A 14,531-nucleotide genomic window follows, 5' to 3' on the forward strand; every position below is an offset into this window, starting at 1 on the left:
GGGATGGTTCCTTTCTGAAAATGCAAAGCGGGAAGTTCACCGATCAGGCAATCGGTGCGTGGACGGTGAATCCAGTATCAAAGCAAGCCGCCGCCCGCTCAATTGCCCGGTGGAGCTAAGCCCAAAGGGGTAACACCCGGCACCACGCCAAGGCACGGAACTTGCATTGACCACGGCAGAGGCGAGCACGCTCCGAAGCGGCCACCACGGGCGGTTTCCGTGCGGGGATGGGCCGCCACTCCTTCCACCCACCGCCCCCGACTGCGCCCGCACCTGCAATGACCGCCCCTGTCCCCACGCCCGGCACCCCCTCGCAGCCCGATGCCGCACCCCCCGTGCGCTCGCGCTACGAAGCCCTGTCGCACGAGCTGCACGACTCCGTGGCCCAGCAACTGGGCTTTCTGGCCTTGCAGGCTCTGCGCGTGGAAAAAATGCTGGATGCCCACCCGCAGGCCCAGACCATGGTCGAGGAAATGCGGCTGGTGCTCAGCCGCGTGCAGAAACAGGTGCGCGAGATGATTACCGGCGTGCGCACCACCTTGCTGGAGGTGTCACTGCGCGAGGCATTGCAGGGAGCAGTCGAGGAGTTCTCCTGCCGCAGCAGCATGGTGTTCGACCTGGACAACCGCCTGCCCGATGGCGTACTCTCGCCCGCCTGTGAACTCCAGGTGCTGCAAATCGTGCGCGAATCGCTGGCCAATGCCGTGCGCCACTCCCAGGCGGCACAGGTCGGCATCCGGCTCTGTCTGGATGCCGAGGGCCAGCAGGTCGATGTTTCCATCAGCGACAACGGCGTGGGCATGGCCCCCACCAGCCCACAGCCCTGCGGGGGCCACTACGGCCTGCTCATCATGCAGGAGCGTGCGCATTCGATTGGTGCATCGCTGTCGGTGCAGCCTGCCCGCACACGGGGCAGTCAAGGCCATCCCGGCACCTGCGTGCACCTGCAAGTGCCCTTGGCGGATACCGTGCCATGACCGCCCGCGTGCGCATTCTTCTGGTGGACGACCACCCGCTGATGCGGCGCGGCATCGCCGAACTGCTGGCCAGCACCGAAGACTTCGAGGTGCTGGCCGAAGCCTCCAGCGGCCGCGAAGCCATCCACCTCGCCACCCGCCTGCACCCCGACCTGATCCTGCTCGACCAGCACATGCCCGGCGGCCTGTCGGGCTTGCAGGTGCTCGACGAACTGCGACAACTGGAACTGCCGCTGCAAGCCGTCATCCTCACCGCCGAATTGCAGCGCGGCGAGTTTCTGGCCGCGCTGCAACTGGGCGTATCGGGCTACATCCTCAAGGATGCCGACCCCGAACTGCTGCTCACCCACCTGCGCCGCTGCCGCAACGGCGAAATGGCCCTGAGTGACGAAATGGTGGCCCTGCTGGCCCACCGCGACAGCGCGCGCGAGGGCGACATGGCCGCGCAACTGGCCAGCCTGACCCCACGCGAAGGCCAGACTCTGGCCCTGATTGCCAAGGGGCTGAGCAACAAGGAAATTGCCCGCGACATCGGCATCAGCGACAGCACGGTCAAGGTGTATGTCAAGAGCCTGCTGAGCAAACTGAACCTGCGCTCGCGGCTGGAACTGGCCGTCTGGGTGTACCGGAGCGCGGGCCTGAACGACAAGGACATGGACGATGGCACAGGAACCCTCCCCCCCCGCACCCGCTGCTGAACCGGCCCGGCCAACCGATGCAGGCTGGCAGTGGATGACCGCCCTGCCCGTCCCGGCCCTGTGCATGGACGTGGCCGGCAATGCCGTGGCCTGCAACCCGGCCTGGAGCCGCTTCATGGGTTCGGTGCTGGCCGGACAGGATGTGATGGGCCTGTTCCACCCCGAAGACCGCATGGCCTGGATGACGCAACTGATGGCCTGCGTGCACGCCGTGCCCCTGCCGCACACCGGGGCCGCCACAGACGAATCGGCCGCCCTGCGCCTGTTGCCACCCGGCGGGGCCGTGGCATGGTGCTCCATCGCGCTGCAACGCCATCAGGAATGGGTCTGCATGGTGGCACACGATGTCACCGGCTACCACCGCCGCGAAGCGCAGTTGCGGGCCGCCTCGCGCGGGGCATTCAGCCTGCTCAACGGCATTCCGGCCATGCTGTACCGGGGCCGCAACGACCGCAACTGGAGCATGGAAATGGTCAGCGAAGGCTGCCGCATGCTCACCGGCTACTCGCCCCAGGACATCGAACTCGAAGGCCGCCTGCACTTCAACCAGTTGATCGTGCCGCCCGATGTGGACTATGTGTGGGACGGCGTGCAGGAAGCCCTGCTGCGCCGCCGTCCGTACCGGCTCTGGTACGCCATCACCTGTGCCGATGGCCGCATCAAACAGGTGTTTGAAATCGGCCAGGGCATCTACTCGCACAGCAACGAAGTGCTGGGCGTGGAAGGCATGATTACCGAGCGTTTCGAGCCGCCCGCGTGAGAACACGCCCCAAGAACGGGGTTTACGATCGCAGCCACCGGGCATGGTGCGCCATGTGCGCGCCGATGAAGCTGGCAATGAAGTAATAGCTGTGGTCGTAGCCGGGCCGCAGGTTCAGCTCCAGCGGATGCCCGGCCTGTTCGCACGCGGCGCGCAGACGTTCGGGCTGCAACTGGGTGGCGAGGAATTCGTCGGCCTCGCCCTGCTCCACCAGCAGCGGCAGACGTTCGGTGGCCGTGGCAATCAAGGCCACCGCATCGTGCGCCCGCCATGCGGCACGGTCTTCTCCCAGATAGGCGGCGAAGGCTTTCTGGCCCCACGGCACTTCGCTGGGAGCGACGATGGGCGAGAAGGCCGACACACTCGCATAGCGGCCCGGATGCCGCAGGGCCAGTGTCAGCGCACCGTGGCCGCCCATCGAGTGGCCGAAGATGCCCTGCCGCCCGGTGGTCTGGAAATGCGCGGCCACCAGCGCGGGCAGTTCCTCCACCACATAGTCTTCCATGCGGAAATGCGCGGCCCAGGGCGACTGCGTGGCATTCAGGTAAAAGCCCGCGCCCTGCCCCAGATCGTAGGCGGCATCGTTGGCCAGGCCCTCGCCGCGCGGGCTGGTATCGGGTGCGACGAGGATGATGCCGTGCTGCGCCGCGTACTGCTGCGCCCCGGCCTTGGTGATGAAGTTCTGCTCGGTGCAGGTCAGGCCCGAGAGCCAGTACAGCACCGGGCAGGCCTGGCCCGCCAGCGCGGCAGGCGGCAGGTAAACGCCCAGTTTCATCGGCACGCCCAGCGTGGCCGAAGCGTGTTGCCAGACTTCCTGGCGACCGCCAAAGCTGGCGTGCTGTTCGATGCGTTCCATGTGCGGCCTGCCTTTCAGGCGTAGTGGATGACGCTGCGGATGGACTTGCCCTCGTGCATCAGATCGAAGGCTTCGTTGATCTGCTCCAGCGGCAGCGTGTGCGTGACGAACGGCGCAAGTTCGATCTCGCCGCGCATGGCCTGTTCCACCATGCCGGGCAGTTGCGAACGCCCCTTCACGCCGCCAAAGGCCGTACCCAGCCAGCGGCGGCCCGTCACGAGCTGGAACGGACGGGTGGAAATTTCCTGCCCCGCACCCGCCACCCCGATGATGACCGACTGGCCCCAGCCCCGGTGCGCGCACTCCAGCGCGGCCCGCATGACCTGCACATTGCCGATGCACTCGAAGGAGTGGTCCACGCCCCAGCCGGTCATCTCCACAATCACCTGCTGAATGGGCTTGTCATGTTCCTTGGGATTCACGCAGTCGGTTGCCCCAAAGGTGCGGGCCAGCTCGAACTTGGACGCATTGGTGTCGATGGCAATGATGCGCCCGGCCTTGGCCTGCCGCGCACCCTGAATCACCGCCAGCCCAATGCCGCCCAGACCGAACACCGCCACCGTGTCACCCTCCTGCACCTTGGCGGTGTTGTGTACCGCGCCGATGCCGGTGGTCACGCCACAGCCCAGCAGGCAGACCTGTTCGTGGTTGGCTTCGGGGTTGATTCTGGCCAGCGAGACTTCGGCCACCACCGTGTATTCGCTGAAGGTGGAGCAGCCCATGTAGTGATAGACCGGCTGGCCGTTGTAGGAAAAGCGCGTGGTGCCATCGGGCATCACGCCCTTGCCCTGCGTGGCACGCACGGACACGCAGAGGTTGGTCTTGCCGCTCTGGCAGAACAGACATTCGCCGCATTCGGCGGTGTAGAGCGGAATCACATGGTCGCCGGGCTTGAGCGAGGTCACGCCCTCGCCCACTTCCACCACCACGCCTGCACCTTCGTGGCCCAGCACGGCGGGGAAGATGCCTTCCGGGTCGTCGCCCGACAGCGTGAAGGCATCGGTGTGGCAAACCCCGGTATGGCTGATCTTCACCAGCACCTCGCCCTTGCGGGGCGGCTCCAGGTCAAGTTCGACGATTTGCAGGGGTTGTCCGGCCTCGAAGGCAACAGCAGCGCGGGTTTTCATGGTGTTTCTCCTGTGGTGATAGGGCAAGGGATTCAGGTCAGGTAGCGGCGAATCAGCCGCACCAGCGTATCGATTTCGGTGGCGGTGGCGGTGGCGGTGGCATCAGTGGCGGCGGGTGCCGCCTGCACGGTGTCTGCCGGGCCGGATGGGCAGTCCTGGCGCAGAAAAGTCTCGCGCAGATGGCTCTCCAGCACTTCGGCCATCAGGCCATTGGTGGCTCCGCGCAATGCGGCCAACTGTTGCAGCAACTCGCCACAGTCGGTGCCAGCCTCCACCGCCCGCTCCAGAGCCTCGGTCTGGCCCTTGATGCGGCGCAAGCGCGTCACGACTCGTTTTTTCTCTTCAGGGGAATGGGGCATGGTGACTGTGGCAAGGGCCTCTTGATACTCTGGGGGAGTATATGGCAGAAGTCATGACACAGCCCACTTCATCCACGCAAAGCCGCGCAAAAAACCGCACAGCCTGCCGTGCGATTGCACCGGCAGGCTGTGTGGCCTGAAAGCGTGTTTACGTTCTGAGCACGCTTGGGGTGCAATCAGAGCGGCTTGCCGGGAATCCAGCCCGTTCCGGCCAGTGGCACCTGGGCCATCGCGGCCGATTCCAGCGTCAGGGCCACCAGGTCTTCCGGCTCCAGGTTGTGCAGGTGCGACTTGCCGCAGGCGCGGGCAATGACCTGTGCTTCCATGGTCAGCACCGACAGGTAGTTGGCCAGTCGCCGCCCGGCCTGCACGGGGTCGAGCCGTTTCGCCAGTTCCGGGTCTTGCGTGGTGATGCCTGCCGGGTCGCGGCCCTCGTGCCAGTCGTCGTAGGCACCGGCGGTGCTGCCAAGCTTGCGGTACTCGTCTTCGAGGTGCGGGTCGTTGTCGCCCAGTGCCACCAGCGCGGCCGTGCCGATGGCCACGGCATCCGCTCCCAGGGCCAGGGCCTTGGCCACATCGGCACCGTTGCGAATGCCACCGGAGACGATGAGCTGCACCTTGCGGTGCATGCCCAAATCCTGCAAGGCCTGCACGGCCGGGCGGATGGCCGCCAGAATCGGGATGCCGACGTGCTCGATGAACACTTCCTGCGTCGCCGCCGTGCCGCCCTGCATGCCGTCGAGCACGACCACATCGGCACCGGCTTTCACGGCCAATGCCACGTCGTAGTAGGGGCGTGTCGCGCCCACCTTGACGTAGATGGGCTTTTCCCAGTCGGTGATTTCGCGCAGTTCCAGAATCTTGATTTCCAGGTCATCCGGCCCCGTCCAGTCCGGGTGGCGGCAGGCCGAACGCTGGTCGATGCCTTCGGGCAGGCAACGCATTCTGGCCACGCGCGGGCTGATTTTCTGGCCCAGCAACATGCCGCCGCCGCCGGGCTTGGCTCCCTGTCCGATGACGACTTCGATGGCATCGGCCTTGCGCAGGTCGTCGGGGTTCATGCCGTAGCGCGAGGGCAGGTACTGGTAAACCAGGGTCTTCGACTGGCCGCGCTCTTCCGGGGTCATGCCGCCGTCGCCAGTGGTGGTGCTGGTGCCCGCAATGCTGGCCCCGCGCCCCAATGCTTCCTTGGCCTGTGCCGACAATGCGCCAAAGCTCATGCCTGCAATGGTGACGGGCGTTTTCAGGTGGATGGGTTTTTTCGCGAAGCGCGTGCCCAGCACCACATCGGTACCGCATTTCTCGCGGTAGCCTTCGAGCGGATAGCGGCTCACGGACGCGCCCAGGAACAGCAGGTCATCGAAATGCGGCAACTTGCGCTTGGTGCCCGCACCGCGAATGTCGTAGATGCCGGTGGCCGCCGCGCGGCGGATTTCCGACAGGGTATAGGGGTCGAAGGTGGCAGAGAACTGCGGTGCCGTTTGCGGAATGTGTTTGGATTCGCTCATGTCAGTAGGCTCCTGCGTTATCAACATGGAAGTGGTAGAGGGTGCGGGCCGAACCGTAGCAACGGAACGATGCGGGGTCGAGGTCGCCGTGGCCTGCGCGTTGCAGCAGGTCGGCCAGGATGGCACGCTCGGCTTCGCCCAGCGGCTTTTCCTCGCAGTCCGCGCCCAGGCTGGCGACCGTGCCACGCACGAAGATGCGTGCCTCGTAGAGCGAATCGCCCAGGGCCTCGCCCGCATTGCCGAGGATGACGAGGTTGCCCGCCTGCGCCATGAAGGCCGAGAAACTGCCCACCGAGCCGCCAACCACGATGTCCGCACCCTTGAGCGAGATGCCGCAGCGCAGCCCCGCGTCGCCGTCGATCACCAGCAGGCCACCCTGCGCGGTGGCTCCTGCGGCATTCGAGGCAAAGCCCTGAACGTGCACGGTGCCGCTCATCATGTTTTCGGCCACGCCCGTGCCCGCGCTGCCGGTGATGGTGACGCTGGCGTGCTGGTTCATGCCGGCGGCGTAGTAGCCGGCATGGCCGTCGATGGTGACCTGCACCGGGGCATTGAGGCCCGCCGCAATGGCGTGCGCACCGTTGGGGTTCTCGATCGTGACCTGCAAGCCGGACCGCGCCGGGGCTTCCTGGTGCAGGAACTGGTTGATTTCTCGCAGCGGCGTGGCTGCCAGATCGAAGATCAGACTTTCCATACGTACATCTCCTCGGGAGCGGGTTCAAAGACATGGGCGTGGGCCACACCCGGCAGGTGCGCCAGCGAGCGGAACTCGGAGGCAATGGCAACGTAGTCGTCGCTCTCGGCCACCACGGCGGGCTTGCAGGCGAAGGGGTCACGGATCAACGCCAGTTCGGTGGGCGTGCCCATCAGGAACGTGTAGAAGCCATCGAGCACCTCGAAGCCTTTTTGCAGGGCTTCCTTGAGTTCGTCGCCTTCGCGCAGTCGCCACTCCAGAAAGCGCGTGGCGGCCTCGGTGTCGTTGTCGGTGTCGAACGCGATGCCGTGCGGGGCCAGCATGCGGCGGATGGCGTAGGGGTTGGAGAGCGAACCGTTGTGTACCAGGCAGAAGTCCTCCCCGGCGGTGAACGGGTGGGCGCGGTCGGGCGTGACGGCCGATTCGGTCGCCATGCGGGTGTGGCCCACCAGATGCGTGCCCTGGAAGTCGGCAAAGCCATACCGCGCGGCCACTTCGGCGGGCGTGCCGATATCCTTGTACAGGTCGATGCTGCGGCCTGCCGAGAACACCTTCAGCAGCGGCTGGTAGCCCTGCAACCACTGGCGCACGGTCTGCGGCTCGATGGCGAACGAGAGGATGCCGTGGTTGCCCTTGGCCTCCACCTGTGCCTTGGCGTGCAGGTCCTGGTTGAGCGCGCTGACCAGCTCCTGCCAGTCGTAGCGGTCACCGCCAGCCACATAGCCCGCGAACACGCTGAGCTTGCGCCGCCCCTGTGGCAAGGGCGCGGTGAACACGGCCAGCCCGGCCGAATCGGGGCCGCGCTCGGTCATGCCGATCAGCATCGGCACCATAAGCGATCCGAGCTGCTCGCGCAGCGCGGGGTTCTTGATGAGTAATCCAACGATTCCACACATGGGGTTGCTTCCTTTCAATAAAACTCAAGGTACTGCTTGATTTCCCACTCCGAGACATGGCGTTGGTATTCCACCCACTCCATGCGCTTGAGCCGGAGAAACTCATGGGCCACCGGGCCGAGTGCATCGCAGATCAGCGTGTCGGCCTCCAGGGCATCGAGCGCGATCACCAGGCTTTGCGGCAGCAGGCCGATGCCCGCCTCGCTCAACTGCTGCGCGCTCCAGTCGTACAGGTTCACGTTGCGCGGCTCACCCGGATCGAGTCGGCGTTCGATGCCGTCCAGCCCGGCTGCAATCACGGCGGCGGTGGCCAGGTACGGGTTGGCGGAACCATCGGGCAGGCGCAACTCCAGCCGCCCCTTGGGCACGCGGATCATGCTGGAGCGGTTGTTGTCGCCATAGCTGATGTAGGCCGGTGCCCAGGTCGCGCCGGTGAGCGAACGCCCCACCACCAGCCGCTTGTAGGAATTGACCGACGGTGCGCACAGGGCCGCCAGCGCGGGAGCGTGTGCCAGCAGGCCACCGAGGAAGTGATAGGCCATTTCCGACAGGTGCAGCCCGCGCGGGTCGGACTTGTCCTCGAACAGGTTGCGCTGGCCATCGCCAATCGACAGGTGCATGTGCATGCCATTGCCGGGCCGGTTGGAGAACGGCTTGGGCATGAACGAGCAGATGTAGCCCAGTTCGTTGGCAATCTCGCTGGCCGCCATCTTGAAGAACACGAAGTGGTCGGCCGAAGTCAGGCAGTCCGCGTAGGTGAAGTTCAACTCGAACTGGCCGTTCGCGTCTTCGTGGTCGATCTGATAGACATCGATGCCCACCGCACGCATGCCGTTGGAGAGCCGCTCCAGAAACTCGCGGATGCGCGACAGCCCCTTGTAGTCGTAGCAGGGCTTGGCCAGCGTGTCGCTGGGGTCGGCGGGCAGCAGGCCGCCATCCTCGCCCCGGCGCAGCAGCGAGAATTCCGGCTCCAGACCGCTGAACAGCGTCCAGCCGCGCTCGGCCAGCCGGGCCACCTGCTGCTTGAGCGCGACGCGGCTGTCGTAGGCCCAGGGCCTGCCTTCCACATGGCCATCGCAGACGATGCGGGCCAGCCCCGGCTGCCAGGGCACGGTGGTGAGCGTGGGCAGATCGCCCACCGCCATGTAATCGGGGCCGTGCGGCTCAATGCCCATGCCCCAGATGGCAAAACCGGCAAAGCCTGCCCCCGCCTTCAGCACCGAAGGCAGGTGCGACACGGGCACGGACTTGGCCTTGGCCACCCCGTGAATGTCCACAAACTGCGCCAGCACATACGAAATGCCACTGGCCTGCAAATACGCCTGCGCCGCCTCGACATTGCTGAAGCGGGGAGGAACCACCAGCTCACCTGGCGGCGTTCTTACCAGATGCGGGGTCAAATCGGTTTTCACGGTACATGCTCCTTGACGGTCATGAAGAAAGGGGTGGGGAGGAAGGCGGCCTGAAGGAACAGGCATCGCGATTCCTCTTATGCAACTTTTGTGCCTACAATGAAATAACGTTCCCCACAACCCGCGCCGCACCCCGTGCCAATCCCACTAAACTAGGCGCATGGAAAATTTCAGTGACATCCACCAGCCGGGGCTGGAAGAATCGGTGGGCGCAGTCATCCGTGAACTGCGTCTGAAAGAGGGCCTGACCATTGCGCAAGTGGCTGAATTGGCTGGCCTGAGCCGGGGCATGCTGTCCAAGATCGAGACCGGCAGCACGATGGCCGGGCTGGACACGCTGGCGCGCATCGCCCGCGCGCTGGGCGTGGCCATGTCGGTGCTGTTCAGCAAATACGACACCAGCACCGCATCGGCGCAGCATGTCAAGAATGGGGCAGGCATGGAAGTGGTGCGCCGGGGCACCAAAAGCGGGCACACCTACCACCTGCTGGCCTACGGGCAAGGGCCGGTCAAATCCTTCGAGCCGTTTCTCATCACGATGGAAGACGACAGCCAGACCTACCCGACCTTCCAGCATCCGGGCACGGAATTCCTCTACATGCTCGAAGGCGTGCTGGAATACCGCTGCGGCCAGCAAAGCTATGTGCTGGAGCCGGGCGACGCGCTGAGCTTCAATGGCGAGATTCCGCACGGCCCCGGCGAACTGACGCAAACGCCCATCAAGTTCCTGTCCATCATCGTGTACCCGCACAACCAGCACGGCCCCGGCCCGGATTGAGCCTCTGCCGGGCACCGCCGCCCATGCAACGCCCCCGCAAAGTGCCGGAACATCGTTCGCCCTTGAATAGATTTCAAGCAGAATCTATCGGGCAGATTCCTGCACCGGGCTGCCGCCCCCAGCCGCCGCATTGCGGCAGCGGCATCCTGCCCCCCGCGAAATCCAATCCAAGGAGCACATTGCATGGCCACCTCCCACCCCGTGTACCTCGAAGACCTTGCCGTGGGCGACATCTTCCGCAGCGCGGAACACGCACTCGATACCGAACAGATATTCGACTTCGCACGCCAGTTCGACCCCCAGCCCTTCCACCTCGACCCGCAAGCCGCCCGCGACAGCCTGTTCAAGGGGCTGGCGGCCAGCGGATGGCACACGGCGGCCATCACCATGAAGCTGCTGGTGGCCAGCCTGCCGCTGAGCGGCGGCATCATCGGGGCAGGCGTGGAGCTGCAATGGCCCCGACCCACCCGGGCGGATGATCGCCTGCATGTGGTCAGCACCATCCGCCAGATCGTGCCCTCGCGCTCCAAACCCGACCGGGGCATCATCACCGTCGAATGCCACACACTGAACCAGGATGGCGACATCTGCCAGCAGATGGTCACGCAGATCGTCATCCTGCGCAGGCCGGGCTAAGGACTTGTCCTAAGTCATGGGCCGATCTTCGCGTGAACAGGCCGGGCGCAACTGGAAGCGGATCGTGGCCTGGAACGTGTTTACGCCTGCCACCTGTTTTGCCAACTAGCTCTTTACCAGCACCACCTGAGCCAGCGTACTGTCGGGCTGCAAGCCTTGCAGGTGAATGCGTCCGCGCACGCCCACGATGCGCAGGCCGCTGTCGGCCCCCAGTTCATAGGCGGCCACGCTGGCAGCGGAATCCGCCGTTTTCAGGCCAACGCGCCAGCGGCCTGCCGCCACCAACAGCACGCACACGGCCTGTTCGTGCAGGCCCAGCGACGTGCCCACTGGCCCGGCATGCCATGCCAGTTCGGCCTCGGCGTGGCCCCGCCGGGTCATCACATTGAGCAGACGGGCCGGGCCGTGTGGCAGTTGGCTGTGCAGCCCGGCTTCACCGGCAAAACGCTGGCAGTCGCCCGGCTGGCCCCAGCGCAGAACCCCGGCATCCGGTGCGCCGTGCAATTCCAGCCCCGAACCATGCAGCAGCAAGGCCTGCCGCTCCACGCCTGCGAACGTGGAGAACGGCCCCGGCTGCACGTTGTCGGCCACACTGACGCGGCCTTCCCAAGGGAAGGTCTGCAAAACCCGTTGCGCCGCCCGCATCCCGCCACCAGGCTGCACCCAGATTTCCCGCGTCACGCCACCGCCATTGCGCCACGGTTGCGCTGGCACATCGGCCAGATGGAACAGGGTCACGCGCCGGGCCAGTTCCGGGGCAGAGAGGGCATTCAAGCCGCATCTCCCTGCGGTCGCAAGCCTGCCTGCAATACCGGCAATGCCTCGAACAGATCGCCCACCACGCCGTAGTCGGCGATCTGGAAGATCGGGGCTTCCGCATCCTTGTTGATGGCGACGATGCACTGGGCATCCTTGATGCCGGCCAGATGCTGGATGGCTCCCGAAATGCCCAGGGCCAGATACAACTGCGGCGCGACCACCTTGCCGGTCTGGCCGATCTGCACGGCATTCGGTGCAAAACCCGCATCGACGGCCGCCCGCGAAGCCCCCACCGCCGCACCCAGGTGATCGGCAAGTGCCTCAACCTTGGCCATGTTCTCCACCGACCCGACACCGCGCCCACCGGAGACGATGAGCCGCGCCCGGCCCAGATCGGGGCGGCTGCTGGCCACGGCTTCGGTGCCGGTCACGCGGCTGCGGGTGTCGGCTTGCACGGCCTCGGCTGCTTCGATGCGGGCCAGTGAGGCCGTGGCCTGCACGGGCGCGAACGCACTGGCGCGAATGGTCAGAAAAACGGCTTCGGTCAGCGGCTGTACGCGGGTGGTGACGGCTCCGGCATAGGCTGGGCGTTCCAGTGCATCGGGGGCGGTGCGGGTCACGTCGCTCAGGTAGGCGGCCTGGGCCAGCGCGGCGGCGCGGGGCAATGCCGCACGGGCTTGCAGGTTGTGCAGGCCGATGACCCAGCGGTAGCCTGCGCACTGGCGCACGATCTGCCGCGCCAGGGTTTCGGCATTCAGGCTGGCCAGTGCCGGGGCATCGGCCACATACACGGTGCCGATGCCAGCCAGTGCCGCAGCTTGCGCGGCCACGGTGGCCATCTGGTGTCCGGCCACCAGAATGTCCACGCAACCGCCCTGCACCAGTGGCAGGGCAGCGGCCACGGCACTGGCCACGGCAGGGTCAAGATGTTGCCCATCATGGGCGGCGAGGAGGAGTGCGTTCATGGCAGTGCTGAAGTGAAACGGTTGCAGGGAAGGTGGTACGGCATCAGGGCTGGAGCACGGGCAGTTCACGCAGGCGTTCGACCAGTGCGGCCACGCTCTCCAGCCGCACACCGGCAGCGCGGGCGGGCGGTTCGCTGACCTGCAAGGGCCGTGTGGTGGCGGGCACAGCGGCCTGCAAATCGGCAGCCGCCACGGTCTGGAGGGTCGCTTTCTTGGCCCGCATCATGGCAGGCAGTGTGATGTTGCGCGGCTCGCACAGGCGCAGATCGACGCTGACCACGGCGGGCAAATCCAGTGCCAGTTGCTGGCTGCCCTGGTCGGCATCGCAGCCGACTTCAAGCCGCGCCCCATCGAGCTGCATCCGGTTGGCGGAAATGGCCTGCGGCCAGTCCAGCAGGGCGGCCAGCATCGGCGCGGTGGCTCCCAGATCGTCGTCGATGTCCTGCTTGCCGCACAGCACCAAGTCCACGGGTTCGCGGGCCACGAAGGCTTGCAACAGGCGGGCGGTGGCCTGGGGTTCCAGTGCGCGGCCATCGGTCTCGATCAGCACGGCGGCATCGGCTCCCATGGCCAGTGCGGTGCGCAACACGTCCTGGCTGATGGCCGCGCCCAAGGCCACGACCGTGACCTTGCGGGCCAGCCCCCGTTCCTTCAGGCGCACGGCCTGTTCGACTGCCACTTCGTCGAATGGGTTGATGGACATCTTGACACCGCTGGTCTCGACCCCGGAGCCGTCGCTTTTGACGCGCACCTTGACGTTCGGATCGACCACGCGCTTGATGGATACGAGAATGTGCATGGAAAAACTCCTGGGAACGCCTTCAAAGCCGGTGTGACCCGACCTCGCACACGCCCCGAAAAACAAACAAACAACAGGCAAACGAACGATTCAGGACACCGCGCCCAGGCCGTATTTGCCAGTCAGCAGATGGCCGTTGCGGAACCGCTCCAGCGCGTAGGGCTGGATGTCCACCTCGGTGGGCAGGCCCAGTGCGCATTGCGCCAGCACCAGCCCGACGGCGGGCGAGAGCTTGAAGCCGTGGCCCGAAAAGCCATAGCCCACCACCAGCCCTTGCACGTCCGGCAGGCGGCCCAGCACCGGGTTCCAGTCCGGGGTCACGTCGTACACGCCAGTCCAGGAAGAAGCCACGCCCGCCGCATCGAAGCTCGGGAAGCGTTCGGCCACCTGCTCGCCAATCTCCACCATGTAGTCCATGCTGATGTCGCCCTGCTCGTTGTCGGGTTCGGGCAGGGTCTCGCCGACGATGCCCTCGCTCACCAGCATCTGGTTGCCGCCATAGCTGCGGCAGTACAGCATGCCGGGCGAACCCAGATCCTTGTACACCGGCATGCGGAAGGTATAGGCCTCGGGGCCTTCCAATGCCAGCACGCTGTGGCGTTCGGGCACGACCGGGCTGGGGATTCCCGTCCAGCGTTCGATGTCGCGTGCCCAGATGTTCTGGGTGCTGATGACGGTTGCGGCATGGAACACGCCCCGCGAGGTGCGCACGCCGGTGACCTTGCCGCCCTCCAGCAGCAGTTCCTCGACTTCCACGCCCTCCATGATCTTGACTCCCAGATGCCGCGCGGTGCGGGCAAAGCTGGTGGCCACCAGATACGCATCGGCAAAGCCGGCCTCGGGTTCGTAGCCGATCAGGGCCGCATCGTCGAAACGGGCAATCGGCAGCAGGCTGCTGGCTTCGGAGCGGCCCAGCAACTGCACCTCGATGCCCTGATCCTGCTGCGCGCGCAAGGCAGCGGCCAGCGGCTCCAGCTTCGCGCCCTCGGGGGCCGCAATCAGGTAGCCACACTTGACCATGCCAGCCGAGGCCTCCTCATCGCCCAGATAGGCGGCAAAGTCGGTGAATGCCTTCCAGGAAGCCTGCGCCAGACGCACGTTCTCGATGACCGAATAGTGGGTGCGCAGAATGCCGCTGGACTGGGAGGTGGTGCCCGCGCCGATCTGGGTGCGGTCCAGCACCAGCACGCGGGTGCAGCCCAGGCGGGCCAGATGGTAGGCCACCGACGTGCCGATGACACCGGCCCCGATGATGATTGCGTCGTACTGTTCCATAGAGACTCCAAGGGGTGGGGAAAAACGAGCCG

16 protein-coding genes are annotated in these 14,531 nt (G+C 65.8%); 5 read left to right on the forward strand and 11 right to left on the reverse strand.

Annotated features, from left to right (window positions below):
- Positions 1-278 precede the first annotated feature (278 nt).
- From BUE21_RS01245 to BUE21_RS01255, 3 genes are read left to right on the forward strand one after another with little or no spacing between them, the layout of a single operon-like run.
- Positions 279-977 (forward strand): sensor histidine kinase, encoded by a 699-nt coding sequence (locus BUE21_RS01245; RefSeq protein WP_073353712.1) that lies wholly within the window; start codon positions 279-281, stop codon positions 975-977.
- The gene (locus tag BUE21_RS01250) at positions 974-1,675 is read left to right on the forward strand and encodes a response regulator (protein ID WP_073353715.1); all 702 of its coding nucleotides are present in this window, start codon (positions 974-976) and stop codon (positions 1,673-1,675) included. Before BUE21_RS01245 ends, BUE21_RS01250 begins: the two co-directional genes overlap by 4 nt.
- Positions 1,638-2,435 carry a PAS domain-containing protein gene (locus BUE21_RS01255; RefSeq protein WP_084522641.1) on the forward strand — a complete coding sequence of 266 codons (798 nt, stop codon included), beginning with the start codon at positions 1,638-1,640 and terminating at the stop codon, positions 2,433-2,435. Before BUE21_RS01250 ends, BUE21_RS01255 begins: the two co-directional genes overlap by 38 nt.
- Positions 2,436-2,457: 22 nt before the next feature.
- On the opposite strand, the gene fghA is transcribed toward BUE21_RS01255, so the two are convergent.
- From fghA to glnT, 7 genes are all read right to left on the reverse strand, one after another.
- Entirely contained in the window at positions 2,458-3,291 is an 834-nt protein-coding gene (fghA, locus tag BUE21_RS01260) for an S-formylglutathione hydrolase (protein WP_073353721.1), read from the reverse strand.
- A gap of 14 nt (positions 3,292-3,305) precedes the next feature.
- Positions 3,306-4,418, reverse strand: a complete 1,113-nt coding sequence (locus tag BUE21_RS01265) for an S-(hydroxymethyl)glutathione dehydrogenase/class III alcohol dehydrogenase (protein ID WP_073353723.1) — start codon at positions 4,416-4,418, stop codon at positions 3,306-3,308.
- 32 nt (positions 4,419-4,450) lie between these two features.
- Positions 4,451-4,777 (reverse strand): metal/formaldehyde-sensitive transcriptional repressor, encoded by a 327-nt coding sequence (locus BUE21_RS01270; RefSeq protein WP_073353726.1) that lies wholly within the window; start codon positions 4,775-4,777, stop codon positions 4,451-4,453.
- Between the two features lie 176 nt (positions 4,778-4,953).
- Entirely contained in the window at positions 4,954-6,285 is a 1,332-nt protein-coding gene (locus BUE21_RS01275; protein ID WP_073353729.1) for an FMN-binding glutamate synthase family protein, read from the reverse strand.
- A 1-nt stretch (position 6,286) separates the two neighbouring features.
- Positions 6,287-6,979: a GltB/FmdC/FwdC-like GXGXG domain-containing protein gene (locus BUE21_RS01280; protein ID WP_073353732.1), complete on the reverse strand. Its 693-nt coding sequence runs from the start codon at positions 6,977-6,979 to the stop codon at positions 6,287-6,289.
- Positions 6,967-7,875 (reverse strand): class II glutamine amidotransferase domain-containing protein, encoded by a 909-nt coding sequence (locus BUE21_RS01285; RefSeq protein ID WP_073353735.1) that lies wholly within the window; start codon positions 7,873-7,875, stop codon positions 6,967-6,969. Before BUE21_RS01285 ends, BUE21_RS01280 begins: the two co-directional genes overlap by 13 nt.
- Before the next feature lie 14 nt (positions 7,876-7,889).
- Positions 7,890-9,191: a type III glutamate--ammonia ligase gene (glnT, locus tag BUE21_RS01290; RefSeq protein WP_407656050.1), complete on the reverse strand. Its 1,302-nt coding sequence runs from the start codon at positions 9,189-9,191 to the stop codon at positions 7,890-7,892.
- A gap of 256 nt (positions 9,192-9,447) precedes the next feature.
- Here glnT and BUE21_RS01295 point away from each other — a divergent pair, with 256 nt between their 5' ends.
- Both BUE21_RS01295 and BUE21_RS01300 read left to right on the forward strand, forming a co-directional pair.
- On the forward strand, positions 9,448-10,065 hold the full coding sequence (locus tag BUE21_RS01295; protein WP_073353736.1) for a helix-turn-helix domain-containing protein: 618 nt from the start codon (positions 9,448-9,450) through the stop codon (positions 10,063-10,065).
- 183 nt (positions 10,066-10,248) lie between these two features.
- A complete protein-coding gene (locus tag BUE21_RS01300) occupies positions 10,249-10,701 on the forward strand; it encodes a MaoC family dehydratase (protein ID WP_073353738.1) in 453 nt (150 codons plus the stop codon).
- A gap of 105 nt (positions 10,702-10,806) precedes the next feature.
- Here the strand turns inward: BUE21_RS01300 and BUE21_RS01305 are convergent, their stop codons facing one another.
- The 4 genes from BUE21_RS01305 to BUE21_RS01320 all read right to left on the reverse strand — a co-directional run bounded on the left by BUE21_RS01305 (position 10,807) and on the right by BUE21_RS01320 (position 14,499).
- The gene (locus tag BUE21_RS01305; protein WP_073353739.1) at positions 10,807-11,475 is read right to left on the reverse strand and encodes a HutD/Ves family protein; all 669 of its coding nucleotides are present in this window, start codon (positions 11,473-11,475) and stop codon (positions 10,807-10,809) included.
- On the reverse strand, positions 11,472-12,425 hold the full coding sequence (locus BUE21_RS01310) for an electron transfer flavoprotein subunit alpha/FixB family protein (RefSeq protein ID WP_073353740.1): 954 nt from the start codon (positions 12,423-12,425) through the stop codon (positions 11,472-11,474). The genes BUE21_RS01305 and BUE21_RS01310 overlap by 4 nt, the downstream gene beginning before the upstream one ends.
- 43 nt (positions 12,426-12,468) lie before the next feature.
- Positions 12,469-13,224: an electron transfer flavoprotein subunit beta/FixA family protein gene (locus tag BUE21_RS01315; protein WP_073353742.1), complete on the reverse strand. Its 756-nt coding sequence runs from the start codon at positions 13,222-13,224 to the stop codon at positions 12,469-12,471.
- A gap of 90 nt (positions 13,225-13,314) precedes the next feature.
- Entirely contained in the window at positions 13,315-14,499 is a 1,185-nt protein-coding gene (locus tag BUE21_RS01320; protein ID WP_073353744.1) for an NAD(P)/FAD-dependent oxidoreductase, read from the reverse strand.
- Positions 14,500-14,531 lie beyond the last annotated feature (32 nt).

Source organism: Lampropedia hyalina DSM 16112 (assembly GCF_900129055.1).
Lineage (GTDB): Bacteria > Pseudomonadota > Gammaproteobacteria > Burkholderiales > Burkholderiaceae_C > Lampropedia > Lampropedia hyalina.

What these genes read in the sequence shown, in the direction of transcription:
- BUE21_RS01255 (WP_084522641.1), top strand. Translation starts at nt 1,638, where the DNA reads ATGGCACAGGAACCCTCCCCCCCCGCACCCGCTGCTGAACCGGCCCGG.
- BUE21_RS01315 (WP_073353742.1), bottom strand. Translation starts at nt 13,224, where the DNA reads ATGCACATTCTCGTATCCATCAAGCGCGTGGTCGATCCGAACGTCAAG.
- BUE21_RS01245 (WP_073353712.1), top strand. Translation starts at nt 279, where the DNA reads ATGACCGCCCCTGTCCCCACGCCCGGCACCCCCTCGCAGCCCGATGCC.
- BUE21_RS01295 (WP_073353736.1), top strand. Translation starts at nt 9,448, where the DNA reads ATGGAAAATTTCAGTGACATCCACCAGCCGGGGCTGGAAGAATCGGTG.
- BUE21_RS01275 (WP_073353729.1), bottom strand. Translation starts at nt 6,285, where the DNA reads ATGAGCGAATCCAAACACATTCCGCAAACGGCACCGCAGTTCTCTGCC.
- BUE21_RS01265 (WP_073353723.1), bottom strand. Translation starts at nt 4,418, where the DNA reads ATGAAAACCCGCGCTGCTGTTGCCTTCGAGGCCGGACAACCCCTGCAA.
- fghA (WP_073353721.1), bottom strand. Translation starts at nt 3,291, where the DNA reads ATGGAACGCATCGAACAGCACGCCAGCTTTGGCGGTCGCCAGGAAGTC.
- BUE21_RS01280 (WP_073353732.1), bottom strand. Translation starts at nt 6,979, where the DNA reads ATGGAAAGTCTGATCTTCGATCTGGCAGCCACGCCGCTGCGAGAAATC.
- BUE21_RS01250 (WP_073353715.1), top strand. Translation starts at nt 974, where the DNA reads ATGACCGCCCGCGTGCGCATTCTTCTGGTGGACGACCACCCGCTGATG.
- BUE21_RS01310 (WP_073353740.1), bottom strand. Translation starts at nt 12,425, where the DNA reads ATGAACGCACTCCTCCTCGCCGCCCATGATGGGCAACATCTTGACCCT.
- BUE21_RS01300 (WP_073353738.1), top strand. Translation starts at nt 10,249, where the DNA reads ATGGCCACCTCCCACCCCGTGTACCTCGAAGACCTTGCCGTGGGCGAC.
- BUE21_RS01320 (WP_073353744.1), bottom strand. Translation starts at nt 14,499, where the DNA reads ATGGAACAGTACGACGCAATCATCATCGGGGCCGGTGTCATCGGCACG.
- BUE21_RS01285 (WP_073353735.1), bottom strand. Translation starts at nt 7,875, where the DNA reads ATGTGTGGAATCGTTGGATTACTCATCAAGAACCCCGCGCTGCGCGAG.
- BUE21_RS01270 (WP_073353726.1), bottom strand. Translation starts at nt 4,777, where the DNA reads ATGCCCCATTCCCCTGAAGAGAAAAAACGAGTCGTGACGCGCTTGCGC.